The sequence below is a fragment of the Paenibacillus sp. sgz302191 genome (assembly GCF_057749925.1).
Genome location: NZ_JBYLHY010000012.1, coordinates 123,135 through 139,373 on the forward strand (window position 1 = coordinate 123,135; position 16,239 = coordinate 139,373).

General features: G+C 52.7%; 17 protein-coding genes. 13 read left to right on the forward strand and 4 right to left on the reverse strand.

Annotated features, from left to right (window positions below; genetic code table 11):
* Positions 1–9: 9 nt before the first annotated feature.
* Positions 10–792, forward strand: a complete 783-nt coding sequence (locus AC3G2T_RS18595) for an SDR family NAD(P)-dependent oxidoreductase (RefSeq protein ID WP_474680733.1) — start codon at positions 10–12, stop codon at positions 790–792.
* Here the strand turns inward: AC3G2T_RS18595 and AC3G2T_RS18600 are convergent.
* The gene (locus AC3G2T_RS18600; RefSeq protein WP_488436480.1) at positions 758–991 is read right to left on the reverse strand and encodes a hypothetical protein; all 234 of its coding nucleotides are present in this window, start codon (positions 989–991) and stop codon (positions 758–760) included. The two genes, AC3G2T_RS18595 and AC3G2T_RS18600, sit on opposite strands and share 35 nt — an antisense overlap.
* Before the next feature lie 670 nt (positions 992–1,661).
* On the opposite strand from AC3G2T_RS18600, the gene AC3G2T_RS18605 reads away from it, so the two are divergent.
* From AC3G2T_RS18605 to AC3G2T_RS18635, 7 genes are all read left to right on the forward strand, one after another.
* Complete coding sequence (locus AC3G2T_RS18605; protein WP_488436481.1) at positions 1,662–3,500, forward strand: cache domain-containing sensor histidine kinase; 1,839 nt, start codon at positions 1,662–1,664, stop codon at positions 3,498–3,500.
* 19 nt (positions 3,501–3,519) lie between these two features.
* Positions 3,520–5,034 carry a response regulator transcription factor gene (locus AC3G2T_RS18610; RefSeq protein WP_488436482.1) on the forward strand — a complete coding sequence of 505 codons (1,515 nt, stop codon included), beginning with the start codon at positions 3,520–3,522 and terminating at the stop codon, positions 5,032–5,034.
* 123 nt (positions 5,035–5,157) lie between these two features.
* The gene (locus tag AC3G2T_RS18615; RefSeq protein WP_488436483.1) at positions 5,158–6,450 is read left to right on the forward strand and encodes an ABC transporter substrate-binding protein; all 1,293 of its coding nucleotides are present in this window, start codon (positions 5,158–5,160) and stop codon (positions 6,448–6,450) included.
* A gap of 11 nt (positions 6,451–6,461) precedes the next feature.
* Positions 6,462–7,346: a carbohydrate ABC transporter permease gene (locus tag AC3G2T_RS18620; protein ID WP_488436484.1), complete on the forward strand. Its 885-nt coding sequence runs from the start codon at positions 6,462–6,464 to the stop codon at positions 7,344–7,346.
* Positions 7,343–8,167: a carbohydrate ABC transporter permease gene (locus AC3G2T_RS18625; RefSeq protein WP_474680739.1), complete on the forward strand. Its 825-nt coding sequence runs from the start codon at positions 7,343–7,345 to the stop codon at positions 8,165–8,167. Before AC3G2T_RS18620 ends, AC3G2T_RS18625 begins: the two co-directional genes overlap by 4 nt.
* A 39-nt stretch (positions 8,168–8,206) precedes the next feature.
* Positions 8,207–9,151 (forward strand): glycosyl hydrolase, encoded by a 945-nt coding sequence (locus tag AC3G2T_RS18630; RefSeq protein WP_488436485.1) that lies wholly within the window; start codon positions 8,207–8,209, stop codon positions 9,149–9,151.
* Between the two features lie 104 nt (positions 9,152–9,255).
* Complete coding sequence (locus AC3G2T_RS18635; RefSeq protein WP_488436486.1) at positions 9,256–9,504, forward strand: hypothetical protein; 249 nt, start codon at positions 9,256–9,258, stop codon at positions 9,502–9,504.
* A gap of 184 nt (positions 9,505–9,688) precedes the next feature.
* On the opposite strand, the gene pdaA is transcribed toward AC3G2T_RS18635, so the two are convergent.
* Together pdaA and AC3G2T_RS18645 are read right to left on the reverse strand one after the other, a co-directional pair.
* Positions 9,689–10,450, reverse strand: coding sequence for a delta-lactam-biosynthetic de-N-acetylase (pdaA, locus tag AC3G2T_RS18640; protein WP_488436559.1), 762 nt, complete (start codon positions 10,448–10,450; stop codon positions 9,689–9,691).
* Positions 10,451–10,557: 107 nt separating this feature from the next.
* On the reverse strand, positions 10,558–11,514 hold the full coding sequence (locus AC3G2T_RS18645) for an SPL family radical SAM protein (protein ID WP_488436487.1): 957 nt from the start codon (positions 11,512–11,514) through the stop codon (positions 10,558–10,560).
* 150 nt (positions 11,515–11,664) lie between these two features.
* On the opposite strand from AC3G2T_RS18645, the gene AC3G2T_RS18650 reads away from it, so the two are divergent.
* The gene (locus AC3G2T_RS18650; protein ID WP_474680754.1) at positions 11,665–11,928 is read left to right on the forward strand and encodes an HPr family phosphocarrier protein; all 264 of its coding nucleotides are present in this window, start codon (positions 11,665–11,667) and stop codon (positions 11,926–11,928) included.
* Positions 11,929–11,954: 26 nt separating this feature from the next.
* On the opposite strand, the gene AC3G2T_RS18655 is transcribed toward AC3G2T_RS18650, so the two are convergent.
* Positions 11,955–12,254: a hypothetical protein gene (locus tag AC3G2T_RS18655; protein ID WP_474680755.1), complete on the reverse strand. Its 300-nt coding sequence runs from the start codon at positions 12,252–12,254 to the stop codon at positions 11,955–11,957.
* A gap of 188 nt (positions 12,255–12,442) precedes the next feature.
* Between AC3G2T_RS18655 and AC3G2T_RS18660 the strand changes: the two genes are divergently transcribed.
* Genes AC3G2T_RS18660 through AC3G2T_RS18675 form a run of 4 tightly spaced genes read left to right on the forward strand, consistent with a single transcriptional unit; the run spans position 12,443 to position 16,112 of the window.
* Entirely contained in the window at positions 12,443–13,117 is a 675-nt protein-coding gene (locus AC3G2T_RS18660) for a response regulator transcription factor (protein WP_488436488.1), read from the forward strand.
* The gene (locus AC3G2T_RS18665; RefSeq protein WP_488436489.1) at positions 13,114–14,559 is read left to right on the forward strand and encodes a HAMP domain-containing sensor histidine kinase; all 1,446 of its coding nucleotides are present in this window, start codon (positions 13,114–13,116) and stop codon (positions 14,557–14,559) included. Before AC3G2T_RS18660 ends, AC3G2T_RS18665 begins: the two co-directional genes overlap by 4 nt.
* A complete protein-coding gene (locus AC3G2T_RS18670) occupies positions 14,556–15,140 on the forward strand; it encodes an undecaprenyl-diphosphatase (RefSeq protein ID WP_488436490.1) in 585 nt (194 codons plus the stop codon). The genes AC3G2T_RS18665 and AC3G2T_RS18670 overlap by 4 nt, the downstream gene beginning before the upstream one ends.
* 24 nt (positions 15,141–15,164) lie before the next feature.
* Positions 15,165–16,112 (forward strand): alkaline phosphatase family protein, encoded by a 948-nt coding sequence (locus tag AC3G2T_RS18675; protein ID WP_488436491.1) that lies wholly within the window; start codon positions 15,165–15,167, stop codon positions 16,110–16,112.
* Positions 16,113–16,239: the final 127 nt, after the last annotated feature.

Below are 16,239 nucleotides of genomic sequence, written 5' to 3' on the forward strand. Positions count from 1 at the left end.
CTAAACGCGATGGAATTAGGTTTGCAAGGCAAAGCAGCGTTGATTACGGGAGGGAGCAAAGGGATCGGATACGCGACGGCTCTGGCTTTGTCACTGGAAGGCGCCCGCGTTGCGATCTGCGCACGGAACGCGGAGCAGCTGCGGGAAGCGGCGGCGCGCATTGCTGAAGCGGGCGGCGGCGAGGTTTACTTCGTCGAGGCTGACGTCAGCAACGAAGAGGATTGCAAGCGAGCCGTGGAGCGGGCGGCGGAGCATTTTGGGCGCCTCGACATACTCGTGAATAATGCCGGCACTTCGTCGGCAATGCCGTTCGAGCTGGTGTCAACCGATTCTTGGCGGAACGATCTTGATCTGAAACTGTTCGGAGCCATCAACTGCTCGCGGTATGCGGTGCCTTACATGCGCGCAGCCGGCGGCGGCTCGATTGTCAATATTACGACCTCGGCCGCAAAAACGCCGCCGGCATCGTCGCTGCCCACATCGGTAAGCCGCGCCGCCGGACTGGCGCTCACGAATGCGATGAGCAAGGATCTCGCGGCCGATCGGATTCGCGTCAATACGGTATGCATCGGCACCATTCGCAGCGACCAGATTGAGAAATGGTGGAAGAAGCAGGCTCCCGAGCTGACGTGGGAGCAGTTTGCCAGCGACCCGCGGCACGCTATTCCGCTGGGCCGCATCGGCAATGCGGAAGAGGCCGCCAAAGTCATTACGTTCCTGTCTTCGGATGCAGCATCTTACGTAACAGGAACATCGGTCAATGTAGACGGCGGCAAAGGCGCCGCTCTTTAACTGTATAATCAAGCCCGTTATCGAAAGAAACGTTTTCGTCGGTAACGGGCTTTTTTTGCATTTGGGCTTTGGCAAGCGAAAAATCGATGCACATCAGCGTCCCGGCGTCATGATAGAGGTATTCCAGCGCCACCAGGGTGTTTTTGCACGGCCAACCCAAAACGGTGGTGCTGACGTTGGCGCATCGGCTCTTTCCCAATGCGCCTCTCCCGGCGCGGGGTGTAGCGTTTCACAGCGGGCGGTCACGAGGCGGCTTGGCAGGCAGGTCAGGGGAAAAACCTGCGAAAGTGCAGGAATTTTCTGAGGAAATGATTCATTTTGGCGAAAAGCCTGCGAAAGTGCAGGAATTTTCGATGAAAATGAATCTGAGCCCCTGTGCGCGGCAAAAAGCCTGCACAATTGCAGGAATTTTTCGTTTTCAGCGTGCGAACGAGCAAAAACCTGCACTTTTGCAGGCTTTCTCCGCGCAGCCAGGCAATTAGGCAGCTAGGCTGCCGGGCGATCCCGCTTTGCGTGCGAGTTTCTCAACCGTCAGGCTTTCAGGCAGATTTCCCACGCCCAACTGGAGATGGTGGTCGTATGCAGAATTCCCACGCCCAACTGGAGATTGTAGTCAAGCTGGTGATGTTTGTCATCTGCAGGTTTTCCACACCGAGCTGCTGATGCTTGTCATTCGTAGATTTCCCACGCCCAGCTAGTGCTGTTGGTCATCCATTTTTCCAGATGGATGTGTTCGATTCTCACTCGCATGTTGGCTTTCCCATCTCCCTTTTTCATAGTTGCCAAATGGGGGGGCAGCTTTTATGATAAACATATTAATAAAAATGCATATAAATTAATATATTTATTAATTAATTGGGGTGAGTACGATGATAGCTAAGCTTCGCGGCATCAGCTTCCATGATGCGATCGTTTTTTTGTTTCGCTCGCTGCTGCAAAGAACGATTATCCGCACTATTCTTTTATCTTATTTGGGGACGAACGTGCTGCTGCTTGCGCTTCTCGGTCTATTGTCCGTGCGCGATTCGACGGCGGCGCTGACGCGGGAGATGACCCAATCGAGCTATAAGCTGATGGAGCAGGCGGCAAGGGGGCTCAGCTTCAATTTCGATGAAGCGACCCGCCCGCTCGTTCTGCTGGCCGGTCATTATTCGGTCATCACTTTGATGGCTTACGGCGATAAAGTGTCGGCCGAAGAGCGCATCCAGCACGAGCGCAACATTGCCGATCTGGCGTTCGGCGTCACGTCGTTCCAGTCGCTGATCAGCGATATTTTGATTCTTGGCAAAAATGGATACGTCAACAATCTGGACGGGCGCAAGACGCTGCGCTGGGACTATCCGTTCACTCGGCAGCCGTGGTTCCGGGAGGCGGTGGCGGCGAATCCGAACAAAGGGTTTGTAACGCTGGGGCTGCACAAGCAAGAGTATTATTTGACGACGAGCGTGTCCAAGTACAATCAGCCGACTTTATCGATTGCGATTCCGGTCACGGATTCGGGTAGAACGACGGTCGGCGCTGTCGTCGCGAACCTCGATTTGAACAAAATCAACGGAATGTTCGAGCTCAATTCGTATCAAAAAAACGAAAATATTTTTATAGTCGACGAGCATCGGACGATCATGGTTCACAAAAGCAAGGACGCAATCGGCCAGACGCTGGATTTTCCCGGTATCGGCAGCATTTATAAGGAAGACTCCGGCAGTTTTATTTCGACGATCGAGGGGAAGGAGCAGCTTGTCATTTACCACACGACGGCTGTCAAAGGGCTGCGCATGATTTCTACGATTCCGATGTCGGAAATCAGCTTGCAGTCGTCGCAGCTCAAAGCGAATCTGATCGGATTTTTGTATTTGTTTCTCATTCTGAATGCGCTTACCTCGATCCTCATCACGATCCATATCGCCCGTCCTTTCAGACGGCTGCTAACCACCGTCGACAACACGGGAGAGGACAGCTTGTTCGTTGTCTCCAAAAACTATAAATACCGGGAGCTGAACGTGATCGGCAACAAATTCAAGGAACTGGTCGGCCGGATCGAGCTGCTGGTCAAGCAAAATTACGTCGCTCAAATCGCGATGAAGGAAGTGGAGCTCAAAACGCTGCAATCGCAAATCAATCCGCACTTCCTGTTCAATACGCTCCAATTGCTGCAAACGGAAATCGTTTGCGGCAACACGGAGGATTCCAACCATCTGGTGCTTTCGCTCAGCAATTTGCTGCGGTATTCCATGAAACGTTCCGACGATACGGTCGAACTTCGGCAGGAGCTTCAGAACGCGAACGATTATCTTTTTATCGTCAACCGCAAATACGACAACCGCATCGCCATCGATACGCGTATTGCGGAACCGCGACTGCTGGCAAGCAAGACCGTGAAATTAATTGTTCAGCCGATACTTGAAAATGCGATCGTTCACGGATTCGAGGAAAATCCGCGCAGCGCGAAGCTCAGCATCCGCATCGTGCCGGTGAAAAAAGGCGTTCTGATCGAAGTGAAGGACAACGGAAAAGGGATGACCCGGGATCAATTAAGGGCGCTCGCCGTTCAATTGGCCAATACCGAATCGTCCGGGGGCAATATCGGATTATATAACGTCAATCAGCGGTTGAAGCTGAAATTCGGAGCGGAATACGGCATTCGCATCCGCAGCAGTGTCAAACATTCGTTTACGAGCGTATATGTGGTGCTGCCGTTTCGGCCATAAATTAAGGAGTGTGTGCCTAATGAAACTGATGATTGCGGACGATCAAACGTCGCTTCACACTTTTTTGGATAAAATGATGGATTGGGCGGCGCTCGGCATCAGCGACGTCATGCATGTATACGACGGCGAAGAGGCGGCCTCCCGTGCGGCGGGCTACAAGCCCGATCTGCTGCTCATCGATATCCGCATGCCGCTGCTGGACGGAATCGGCGCACTGAAACGGCTGCAAACGCTGGGCAAAAAACCGAAGACCGTCATCCTCAGCGCCTACGACCATTTCGAGTATGCGAGGGATGCGCTGCGGCTGCAAGTTTCGCAGTATTTGCTGAAGCCCGTGGATACGCGTCAATTGGAGGCCGTCATCCGGGAGCTTGTACAGGAGATTTACACAGAAACCCGCATGGCGATAAAAAGCTGCCTGGAAAAAGCGGAGCTGCAGCTTCCGTTGTCCGGCGGCGAGCTGTCCATGCTGCAGGATCGCTTTCAAATGCTCGGCATTGTCCAGTATGCCGTATGGACGTTGGCCTGCGGCGCGCCCGTGTCCGTCGCGGACTGGTGGCGGCCGGGCCCGGAGACGGAAGGGCAGCTGCATCTGTTCGATGCCGTGCAGGCCGGCGGCAAAACGGTTGTGTGCATCGGGATGAAAAAGCGTTTCAGCCCCGAGGCTCTCAGGGAGCTGGGCGAAGCGGCGCTGCGGGCGTGGCAAGCGGTGGAGCCAGACCTCCCGCTTACGATAGGCACCAGCGCGATCGAGACGGACGCCGGGAAGCTGGCTCTCCGATTGGCCGAGAGCGGGCAAGCGGCCCGGTTAAGCTTTTATGCGCCCAACGCCGTTCATGTTTATGACGGCCGCGGTTTTGCCGGCGAATCCGCTTCACAGCATCTGCGCGCCCTGGAGCAAAAGCTGGAGGAAAAAGCGCGGGGAGGGCTGACGCCGGCGGAAGCGAGAAACGATTTGACGGAGCTGCTGGCCTGGTTCCGCAAGGAGCGGGTCGAGCCTGACGTCGCCTGCCAGGCAAGCGGCAGGTATTTTTTGATCGCTGCTCAAGCGCTCTCCGGCACACCGTTCGCCTCTTCCGCGCATCAGGCTCTGCCTGCCGCCGAGCTGAGAGGCTGCAAGCGGATCGACGAGCTTGAAAGCTTGCTCCGGGAGAGGCTGGACACCGTCATTTGCGCGGATTGCGACGGAGCCTCCAGGCTGGAGCGCATCGTCCGCGAGATCAAGGAATATGTGGAATGCCGGGCCGACGGGGATCTTTCGCTGACTGCGGTCGCGGACCGGTTCGGCATCGACAAGTACCAGCTCAGCCGGATGTTCAAGCAGCAGTTCCAGACGAATTACTGGGCTTTCGTCACCAAAATCCGCATGGAGAAAGCGGCCCATCTTTTGATAGAGACGAACTGGAAAAACAACGTCATTGCGGAGCGTACCGGTTTTGTGGACGATAGCCATTTCAGCCGTGCGTTCAAAAAATATTTTGAGCTGACGCCGAAGGAATACCGGACAAGATACACGGAAAGCCGGGAGGCATGAAAATGAAAGCGTGCAACAATTGGCAACGATTCGTGCAACGATATGAATTCAACCCGGACCGTGCCGGGAGTTACAATCGATTTGTAAGTGCTTACAAACATTGCAAACGGGGGATGAAAGCTTATGAAAAAAGCATGGAAATTGACGATGACGGGACTAGTGGGCCTGTCCGTAATGGCATCCGGCTGCAGCAGCGGCGGCGGGACCGGAGCCGGAACCGATAGCGGCGGGGGAAGTGCGGCCAAAGGGTCCGAAAAAGGGGTGAAGCTGAGCATTTTGTCCTGGAACAACGAGAAGGAGATGAAGCCGGTCATCGACGGCTTTATGGCGCAAAATCCGAACATTTCCTTCGATTTCCAAACCGCGCCGCCGGTAAAAGATTATATCGCCAAGCTGCAGACGATGCTGCTGTCGGATTCCGCGACCGACCTCTTTATTATCGCCGCCGAGAACCGCAACGAAATTATTGACGGCGGCTATGCGCTCGATTTGACCGATCAGCCGTTCACCCAAACGATGCTCGACGGCAACAAGCCGATGCTCAGCAAAAACGGGAAAGTATACGCTTTTACCCAAACGGGCTGGGTCGGGGGCTTGTTTTACAACAAAGCGCTGTTCAAAAAAGCGGGAATCGAGCAGGAGCCTCAGACATGGGATGAATTCATCGCCGCTTGCAAGAAGCTGAAGGCCGCAGGCATTATCCCGATCTATGACAATATGCAGGATGTCACGATGCTGCACGACGGACTGTACGCCAATATGACACTGAATACGGACCCCGACTTCGACGCCAAAATATTCAAAGGCGAAAAAACGTTCGAGCAGGGCTGGACCGAACCGCTGAAGGCTTTCAAAACAGGGCTGCTCGACAACAAAATTTTGACGGCGGACATGATCGGTTTGACAGGCGATCAAATCGTCAACGAATTCGCTTTGGGCAACGTCGCCATGTTCTCGGGCGGGCCCTGGAGCATCAATACGATTCAACAGGCGAATCCGAATCTGGAGTACAGCATGATGGCGATTCCCGGGCCGAAGCCGGGCGGCAACTATTATGCCGGAGCGCCGGGCGTCGGGTTTGCCGTGAACAGCAAGACGAAGCATAAAGACGAAGCTTTGAAATTCATCGCTTACTTGGCCTCGCCGGAAGGCTTGAAAAAGTTCGAGGAAGGCACCGGAGCGATCATTACCGCAAAAGGATACGAGAGCAAAGTTCATCCTTCGATCGAGAAAGCGTACAAGGAAGGCTTATTGAAAGGCAAGTTTTATTTGCCGATGGTTTCCTGGTCCCGCAATCAGGAGGCGCTGCGCAACCAGATGACGATTTCGACCCAGGACATGGTCGTAGGCAAAATCACGCCGGAAGATGCCGCCAAATCGATCGACAAGAAGATGAAAGAAATGGATAAGAAATAAAGGAGGCAGATGTGGTCAAATTCATCCGACAGTTTCAATATCAAGTTTTTTTGCTGCCGATTTTGTTTGTCTACACGTTGTTTACGATTTATCCGTTGATCAAGTCGTTTTTCCTGAGCTTGACCGATTTTAACGGCTACACCAAAGCGTTCAACTTCATCGGGCTGAAAAACTATACGAAAATTTTTGTCGACGACGCCATTGTGTCGGGACTGTCGTATACGCTTTTTTACGCGATTGCTACTACCGTTCTGATTACGATTCTGGCTATACCGCTCGCCTTGATTCTGGATCAAAACTTTTTTTCGAAAAATGTGTACAGAGCTATTTTTTTCTTTCCCTCCATTCCAAGCGGGCTGCTTTTGGCTTACATTTGGGGATTTATTTTGGCCCCGATCTCGTCCGGCGTGCTGAATACGGTGCTGGGCAAACTGTTTCATGCCGGCCCGCAGCCTTGGCTGTCCGACCCGCTGCTGGCGAAGCTGTCGACGGTCGTCGTCTCGGTATGGGCGGGAACAGGCTGGCACGCCGTGCTGTACCTTGCCTTTTTGCAGTCCATACCGAAGGATTATTACGAAGCCGCCGCTATCGACGGGGCGGGCCGCTGGCGGCAAATCCGCCACATTACGCTGCCGCTGCTCGCTCCCGGCATGACAGTGAGCGTCATGCTTTTGCTAACCGGAGGGCTCAAAGTGTTTGAAATTCCGTTTGCCCTGACGAAGGGTGGCCCGGGTTTTGAGACGTACACGATTACGCAAGTGATCGTGCTTCGCGGAATTTCGGAAACGAACTACGGGCTCGCTTCGGCGATGTCGATTATTTTCTTCCTCATCGTTCTGGTTCTGACTTATATCCAGGTGACGTGGATGCAAAAGCGGGAGGATAAAATCCAATGACGTCATCGAACAAAAGAGTGTGGCTGCTCGACATTTTGATGCTGCCGGTAGGGGTTATCACCTTTTTCCCGTTCTACCTGATCATCGTCAACACGTTGAAAAGCACGCAGGAAACGGCCCGCAGCCCGATGAGCCTGCCTTCGCATCTGGATTTCACCAATTATGTGAAAGTATTTAAAGAAACGCCGCTGCTGCGCAGCTTTGAGAACAGCCTGATTTTGACGGTCATTTCCGTCCTGCTGATGGTGCTGATCGGAGCTATGGCGGCGTATCCGGTCGTTTTTAATCCGAACCGGCTGAACAAATGGATCACCACGTATTTGCTGGCGGGATTTCTGATCCCGTTCCAGACGACGCTTATTCCTTTGTTCGAGCTGATGACGAGCTTCCATCTTACCGACAAGCTGTCCGGGCTGATTTTGCTTTATATGGGCGGTTCGGTGTTCGTCTTCTTTTTGATGATGGGCTACATGAAGACGATTCCCCGCGAGCTGACGGAGGCGGCGATCATTGACGGGTGCAGCGTTTGGGGCATTTTCTGGCGCATCATTTTGCCGCTGCTTAAGCCGATTACAGTGACGAGCATCATTTATCAGACGATGTGGATCTGGAATGATTTTTTAGCTCCGATGCTGTTTCTCAATTCGCAGAGCAAGGCTACCCTCGTCCTGCAAATTTACAAAGCGAAGGGCGAATTTTCGGTTAATTGGCCGATGTTCATGACGCTGACGGTCATTGCCCTGATCCCGATCTTTATTTTCTTTATCGTTATGCAAAAGCAAATCGTAAAGGGTATTGTCGGGGGAGCGGTCAAAGGTTAAGCTAATCATAAAAACGATGAAAAGAGGGCACTAACGCAGATGAAAGCACCTTTATTTCGCGATCCGATCTATGACGGGGCTGCTGATCCGGTACTCATTTGGAACCGGCAAACGAAGGAATGGTGGATGGTGTACACGAACCGCAGAGCTTCTGCGGAGGGGAAGGATTTTGCCTGGATTCACGGCACCGACCTCGGCGTAGCTTCTTCTGCGGACGGAGGTGCTTCGTGGCTGTACAGGGGAACGCTGGAAGGGCTCAATTTCGAATGGGGCCGCAATACGTTTTGGGCGCCGGAAATTTATTGGCACGAGGGCGTTTATCATATGTACGTCAGCTACATCCGGGGAGTGCCGGATAACTGGCCCGGCCATAGCCGCAGCATCGCACACTATACGAGCGAGAACTTGATCGAATGGACGTTCCGCTCTGTCCTGCCGCTCAGCTCCGACCGCGTCATCGATGTTTGCGTGTACCCGCTGCCGGACGGGCGTTTCCGGATGTGGTACAAGGACGAGGCGAATCAATCTGCAACCTATGCGGCGGATAGCCCGGATTTGTACCATTGGACTGTAGTCGGACCCGTCATCACGGGACGGCCGCACGAAGGGCCCAATGTGTTCCGTTTTAAAGACGCCTATTGGATGATCGTCGACGAGTGGAGAGGGCAGGGCGTTTACAAATCCGGCGATTTGATGCACTGGGAGCGCAATGGCCTTATTCTCGACAAGCCCGGAACCCGGGAAGACGATCGGGTTATCGGGCTGCATGCGGACGTAGTCGTCCAGGGCGACGAGGCGTACATTTTTTACTTTACGCATCCGGAGCGTATAGAGGCGGACGGCCGCTTCGAGCCCGAGCGTACCTACCGGGAAAGAAGAACGTCCATTCAGGTCGCGAGGCTTGACGTCAAGGACGGCGTGCTGTTGTGCGACCGGGACGAACAGTTCGAGCTGCGGCTGAACGGCGAGGAAGCAACGGGCTAGGGGTTTGCACAAAAGTAACTTCGTCGGAGGAGCGCAGCCGCTCTTCCGTAACCCATACCTTTCCGCACGGGTTGCGGCGCTGAAGTGAGGGGGCGCAAGGCGGTTTGGCATGGAAAAAACCTGCGAAAGTGCAGGTTTTTTCCATGAAAATGGTCCATTTTGGCGAAAAGCCTGCGATTGTGCAGGAATTTTCGATGAAATTGAGTCTGAGCCCATGTTCGCGACGAAAAGCCTGCACAATTGCAGGAATTTTTCGTGGCGAGCATATCCATCGAGCAAAACCTGCACTTTTGCAGGTTTTCTTTGCGCAGCCAGGCAGATTGTGCGACCAGCCCCGGCTTGCCGGTTTCTGAACGGCCTGAGTATGGAAAAGACGGCGGCTGCCTGGGGGTGAGGACGGCAAAAAGCCGTATTGCTGAAGCAAAAGGCTCGCATCGCGCGCAGCTCCCAGCGCGCGGTGTTGCGCCGCATGACGGCGGTCGGTCGACAACCGGCGCTGTTTTGCATCGTCAGTACGGCCGCGATGGGTGGCGAAATTTATGGGAAATGGATGTTCATTTGATCCATGCTTTTGAATTCATAGCCTTGCTGGCGGGCGTCGTCAATAATTTTGGCAAGCGCCTCGGCGTTATCTTTGGAGACGGAATGGAGCAGAATGACGGAACCGGGATGCAGCTGCGACATGACGCTGTCGTAAGCGAACCGCCAGCCTTTTTGATTGCGGGTGTCCCAATCTTTGTAGGCGATCGACCAAAACACGTTGGTATACCCCAGCTTTTTGCTTTCCGCAAGGGACCGTTCGTTAAAAATGCCTCTTGGCGCCCGCAAATATTTCATCTCTTTTTGGCCGGTCCGTGCCTGCACTTCCGTTTGCACTTTGGTCAGTTCTTTCTCGATTTGGGCTGCGGAAATTTGGCTCATATCGGGGTGCCCCCAGGAATGATTTCCGACAATATGCCCTTCGTCGACCATTCGCTTCAGCAGCTCGGTCTGGGTTTCAATAAAATGGCCTGTAACAAAGAAAATGGCGGGCACTTGCTTTTCTTTCAAAACATTGAGAATTCTCGGAGTATTCCCATTTTCGTAGCCGTTATCGAAAGTCAGAAAAAGCTCTTTTTTCGAAGTATCCCCGGTAAAAACAGCTCCATATTTTTGTAAAAGCGGTTTAAATCCTTCTTCATCGATGGAAGGCATGGAACCGTCTTTGCTTTTCTTAAAACCGAAATGGTACGTACCATCCGCATGAATGGTTGTGGCCTGTCCGAAAAAAATGAGCAGCGCCGTCAGAAAGACGCACATTCGTTTAAGCGGCAATTTAGCCTCACTCCTCTTGTTGGATGCAGTCTTGTTTGTTCACCTACTGTCATAATTCTCTTCGGAGCCTGTTTTTATGTATGTTGCCCGGCCTAATCCGCAAAAGAAAAGGAGAGCTGCTCGGGAACCGGAGGCTGCCCGCCATTGTTGCGGGGAGGGATAGCTGCAGCTGCAGAATAACGGGGTTCTTGATTGCTTAAACCGTACTTGTGCAATAAAGCTTGAACGAGCTGCATTTTCGGCTCCTTGTACGATTTCGGAAGAGAGGAGGACTCGCTGTAAAGCTTGCCGTATTGCGGCACCAAATCGGGATAGCGGTTCTGCAAAGTTTGAAAAAACCACACTTTGACTTCGGAAGTGCTGAGCCGCAAATACGAGGGCATGACAAACTTCGCTTGATGCAATGCCGCGCTGCGGATCAGCGCTTCGATGTCGCTTGCACGGTCTGTCAGCAAAGGAAGAATAGGGGCCATGAAGATGCCCGCGGGAATTCCCGCTTCAACTAACTGCCGGACGGTTTCCAGCCGTTTGGCGGGCGAAGGGGTCGAGGGCTCCATGTTTTTCCATATGGCATGATCTAATGTGTTCAAACTGATATTAACGGAAACGATCGGCACGGATTTCAGTAAATCGAGATCCCTGAGAATCAAGGGGGAGCGGGTCGTAATGCTTACCGGAAAATCGTACTTCGCCAGCACTTCCAGACAAGCCCGCGTCAGCATCGCTTTGCCTTCGATTTGCTGGTACGGATCTGTCGCTGTGCCGATCGCGATAAGGCTGCCGGCTCCGCCGTTTTGTCGGGCCAGCCGGGCCAATTGTTTGTCAAGCGCCTCCGCAGCGTTGGACTTCAAAAAGATATGGTTTTGAAACGTATCGTCGGTTTCTTTGCCCAAAAAAGCATGCGTGGAACGCGCATAGCAAAAGCTGCACCCATGCTGGCAGCCGCGGTAAGGATTGATCGACCAGTCAAAGGGCATGGAAGGAGCTTTCACTTCATTCAGCACGGTTTTGCATGAAACGGATTCATATTGGACGCGGCGTCTGTTCAAAACGGCCTCTCCTTCCAAGGAATACGAATGTATGTTCTGTTTATTGTAGCAAAATATTTCCCGGAAGACAATGCTTGAAGTACAAGATTAATTCCGTATAATCGAATATATTGGAAACAAATTTTTATGAGAAGGCGCGGGTTGCAGACAATGAGAGTACATGAATTTATGATCCATTCGGACATGGAGCGCAATGACCTGACCGAAATATCGACGATATCCAACCATTTTGCTTCAGATATAACGCTTACTTTTCAAACGGACAACACCGAGCATACGGTCGATGTCAAGAGCTTGCTGGGCATGCTGCTGCTGCCTATTAAATCGGGTACGACGGTTCGTCTTCTGACCAAAGGCAAGGATGAGGAGGAAGCGCTGAATTTTGTACACGGCTGGTTTGAAAACAAAGCGTAGCTGCGGCGGAAAAGCCGGGAGGGGAATCACAATTTGAATCTTGCGATGTGATCCCACTTGTTCTCCAGCTGCAAAATTTCCTTTTGCCTCGGACCTATCAGGTCGAAATGGGGGTAAGGAGGCCTGTTGTGAATGTAGCGGGGGTCTAAATCGTAGGCTGAGCACCACCTGGCCAAACGGTCCAGATCGGAGCAGCCTACCTTCGTAACCGTGCGAATGCCGGCAAACCGGTCGTCCAGCCAATAGTGGGTAAGATAGGCGATTTCTCCGCGGCTCACGGCTTCTTTCCAGCGCCGCAGCTCTTCTTTTGTAATTCCGAAAGCCATTGATAATTAGACCACCTTTATGCGATTTATGGTTGCAGTATACAGATTATAACATGAACGCCCCAGGCCGCTTGGGGTTTTTTTGCATAAAACGATCGGCCGTTCATCAAAATATCAGAGCCGGTTTCTCATCATATTTTCATCTATTTGCATTATAGTGATGAGGGCGGAGATCAAAGGAGACTGTAATGAAACGGATTTTGCTGATTGAAGACGAAAAAAATTTGGTTCGGTTCATCGAGCTCGAACTGCAGCATGAATCGTTCCATGTCCAGGCCGCTTATGACGGGCAGAGCGGGTTGGAGCTGGCGCTGCAAGAGGAGTGGGACTTGATTTTGCTTGATATTATGCTTCCCAGACTGAGCGGAATCGAAGTGTGCCGGCGCATCCGCGCAGTCAAACGAACGCCGATCATCATGCTGACGGCCAGAGACACCGTAGTCGACAGAGTATCCGGCTTGGACAGCGGGGCCGACGATTACGTGCCCAAACCGTTCGCGATCGAAGAGCTGCTCGCAAGGATGCGGGCCGTATGGCGCAGAGCGGAGGCAGGGGAAAGCGGCCTGCATTCCATGTTGTCGTTTCGCGACATTTGCGTCGATCTGGATGCCAGAACGGTTAGCAAAGCGCAGCAGTCGGTCGAGCTGACGAAAAGGGAATTCGATTTGCTGGTCATGTTCCTGCGGCACCCGAATCTGGTGCTGACGCGGGACATGCTGCTCGACAAAGTATGGGGACATGACACGATGGTAGAAACGAATGTCGTTGACGTGTACGTCAGATATTTAAGGAACAAGCTCGATGAAAATAAAGCGGATAGCTTCATACAATCCGTCCGCGGCCTGGGATACGTAATGCGATGAACATTTTCGGACACCCTTCTGTCATTCAGCGGATCCGGCAGCGGCTCTCCCGGTTGCCGGTCAAATGGAAGCTGAGCTTGTGGTCGACTCTGCTCATCTTTTTGTTATTCGGCAGCTATAACTTTGCCCAGTACCTTGTATTGAACAACTGGATGCTCGCTCAGGAAAAAGGCTTTATGCAGCAATCCATGTCGCAGCTGGACAGTTATTTTGAAGAAAGAAAAGCGGAATTGAACGATGCAACCGTAAAGGATGCGGCTCCTTTTATTGAAAATTTGCTGGAAAACAATCAAATGATCCGGATCCTCGACCGCAATGCGAATCCGGTCATAACGTTAACGGACAAGTTCAGTCCGGATTGGATTGTTCCCCAAAGCGCGGCCGTCCCGGAAAGGCTGGAGTTGAAAATCAACGACGATCACGTGCTGGTATATCGTAAGCCGCTGCTGACAAGCCATTTTCAAGGAACGATAGAAATTTCCAATCATCTTGAAACTTTCGATCATTTTAACAAAGGTTTGGTCTGGGTTATGGTGATCGGCGGGTTATTGGCATTTCTCATAAGCGGAATCGGCGGTTTTATGCTGGCCGGACAATTCATGCGGCCTGTCGCGGCGTTGGCGGCGGCCATTAGAAACGTCAAGAAAAAAGGTCTGCACGAACGGGTGAATCACTCCGGGAACGGGGACGAGTTCTCCAAGCTGGCGCAAATGTTCAACGAATTAATGAGTGAGTTGGAACAATCCTTTAATCAACAAAAGCAGTTTGTCGAGGACGCATCGCACGAATTACGGACACCGGTTACGATTCTGGAAGGCCATTTGTCGCTTCTAAACAGATGGGGCAAGCAGGACCCCGCGATTTTGGACGAATCTTTGCAAGCGTCGCTTCAGGAAGTCCGCCGTTTAAAAGGGATCGTTCAGGAATTGCTGGCTTTAACGAAAGCGGAAACGAACAGATTGACAGTTCAACCGGAAACTGCCCTGCTGCAGCCGGTCGTTCTTCATACGGTTAACAGTTTTGCGGCTTTATATCCGGATTTTGCTTTTAAAGTTGAAGCGGAGGAGCTCGCAGATGTGAGATTGCCTGTCGCGGCGCTGCATGTAGAGCAAATTTTGCTCATACTGCTCGACAATGCGGTCAAATATTCCACCGATGTCAAATCGGTGCTTGTTCAAGGAACCGTAAGCAAAAGCGCCGTACATCTCAGCGTCAAAGATCATGGCATCGGCATACCGCAAGACGAACTGCCCCGCGTATTCGACCGGTTTTACCGGGTGGATAAAGCGAGAAGCCGCGAACAGGGAGGGACCGGGCTCGGACTGTCGATTGCGCAAAAGCTGGTAGACTTGTACCAGGGCCAAATTCTCATTTCCAGCGTCGAAAATGAAGGCACGACGATCACCATTACGTTTTATAAAGAAAGCAGGGAACCATCATGAACGACGCGATTTTTAAAATGATTTACGGGCTGACGGGGCGATTTCCCGCGCTCGATACGTTTGCGGCCGTATTTTCGCAAAATGCGCATTGGCTTGTGGCCGCGCTGCTAATTGTATATTGGTTGAAAGGGAATCAAAAATCGACGATTTTTGCTTTGTTTACGGCAATGCTGGCCTTATTGTTCGGGCAAATCATCGGCACCGTATATTCACATCCGCGCCCTTTTATGGCTGATGCCGCGGTGCATTCGTTAATCCCGCATGCGGCCGATTCTTCGTTTCCGAGCGATCATGCGCTGGCCTCGTTTTCACTTGCTTTTGCCATATGGCGCACCAACCGGAGGTGGGGCATCGGCCTGCTGGCGTTGGCGGTTGCGATCGGCTTGGGCCGGATATTTGTCGGCGTCCATTACCCCGCGGACATTGCCGGCGGCGCCGTCATAGCTCTGTTGGCGGCATTCGCCGTGATTCGCGCGGAACGCCTTCTCGAGCCTGTGGCACAGTTCATTTTAAAGCTTTATCGAAAATGCTTCCCTTTCCTGGGAGCGAACGATCAACCTTCCCATTCTTCCAAAATGTAAATCAAGAACGGAGGCCCGATTGAGATGAAAGCTATTTGTTGGCTGCTGTCGGCTATCCTGCTGCTCGCCGGCTGTTCCCCCGCCGGAGCCGGAAAGGACGGGCAATCCGCGCCTGCCGCTCCGGCGCCGGAGCAAACGGCGACGGCTGCTCCGGCGAACACGCCGCATCCGGTCAAACCGGCGCAGCCCACGGCTCCATCGGCCCAAGGTGCGGCCGCGGCTAAGCCGGACCACGTTGTGATCGTGGTCGAAGAGAACCACTCCTATGAGAAGCTGCTGGGGAATACGTCCGTGCCTTATATCAACTCGTTGGCCGAGCAGGGGGCTTTTTTCACCCAATCTTATGCTGTCGCACATCCGAGCCAGCCGAACTATTTGGTCCTCTTTTCCGGCTCCAATCAGGGGGTTAAGGACGATTCTTGCGGCCACACCTTCAAGACGCCTAATCTGGCCAGCGAGCTGCTTCAGGCCAATTACACATTCGGAGGCTACTCGGAAGATCTGCCTTCCGTCGGTTCAACGGCATGCACGCACAAGCAGTACGGGCGCAAACACAGCCCTTGGGTGAACTTTACCAACCTGCCCAAAGAGGCCAACATGCCGCTTGAAAGCTTTCCCGCCGATTACAGCAAACTGCCGACCGTCTCGTTCGTTATCCCGAACTTGGATCATGACATGCATGACGGCACGATCCAGGCAGCGGACGATTGGTTGAAAAAGCATCTCGACGGCTATGTGCAATGGGCCAAAACCAACAACAGCATGCTCATTCTCACCTGGGATGAAGACGATTCCTCCAAAGATAATCATATTCCGACGATTATGGTTGGCCCGATGATCAAGAACGCGAAGTACGATCAGCGAATCACGCATTTGAACGTACTGCGTACGCTCGAAGATATGTACCAGCTTCCGCACATGGGCGCCACGGCAGACGTGTCCGCCATTCAAGGCATATGGAAGCTGCCGTAAGGAATGAAGTAGAGGCAAACTAAGAGGAGAGAGCACGAGGCCAGGGATTTCTCAGCCTGTTTTCGTAGAACAGTCAAAAGAGGGCGCCGCCGAAGCGGAAAATTTTGCTTCCAGGGTGCTCTTTTTT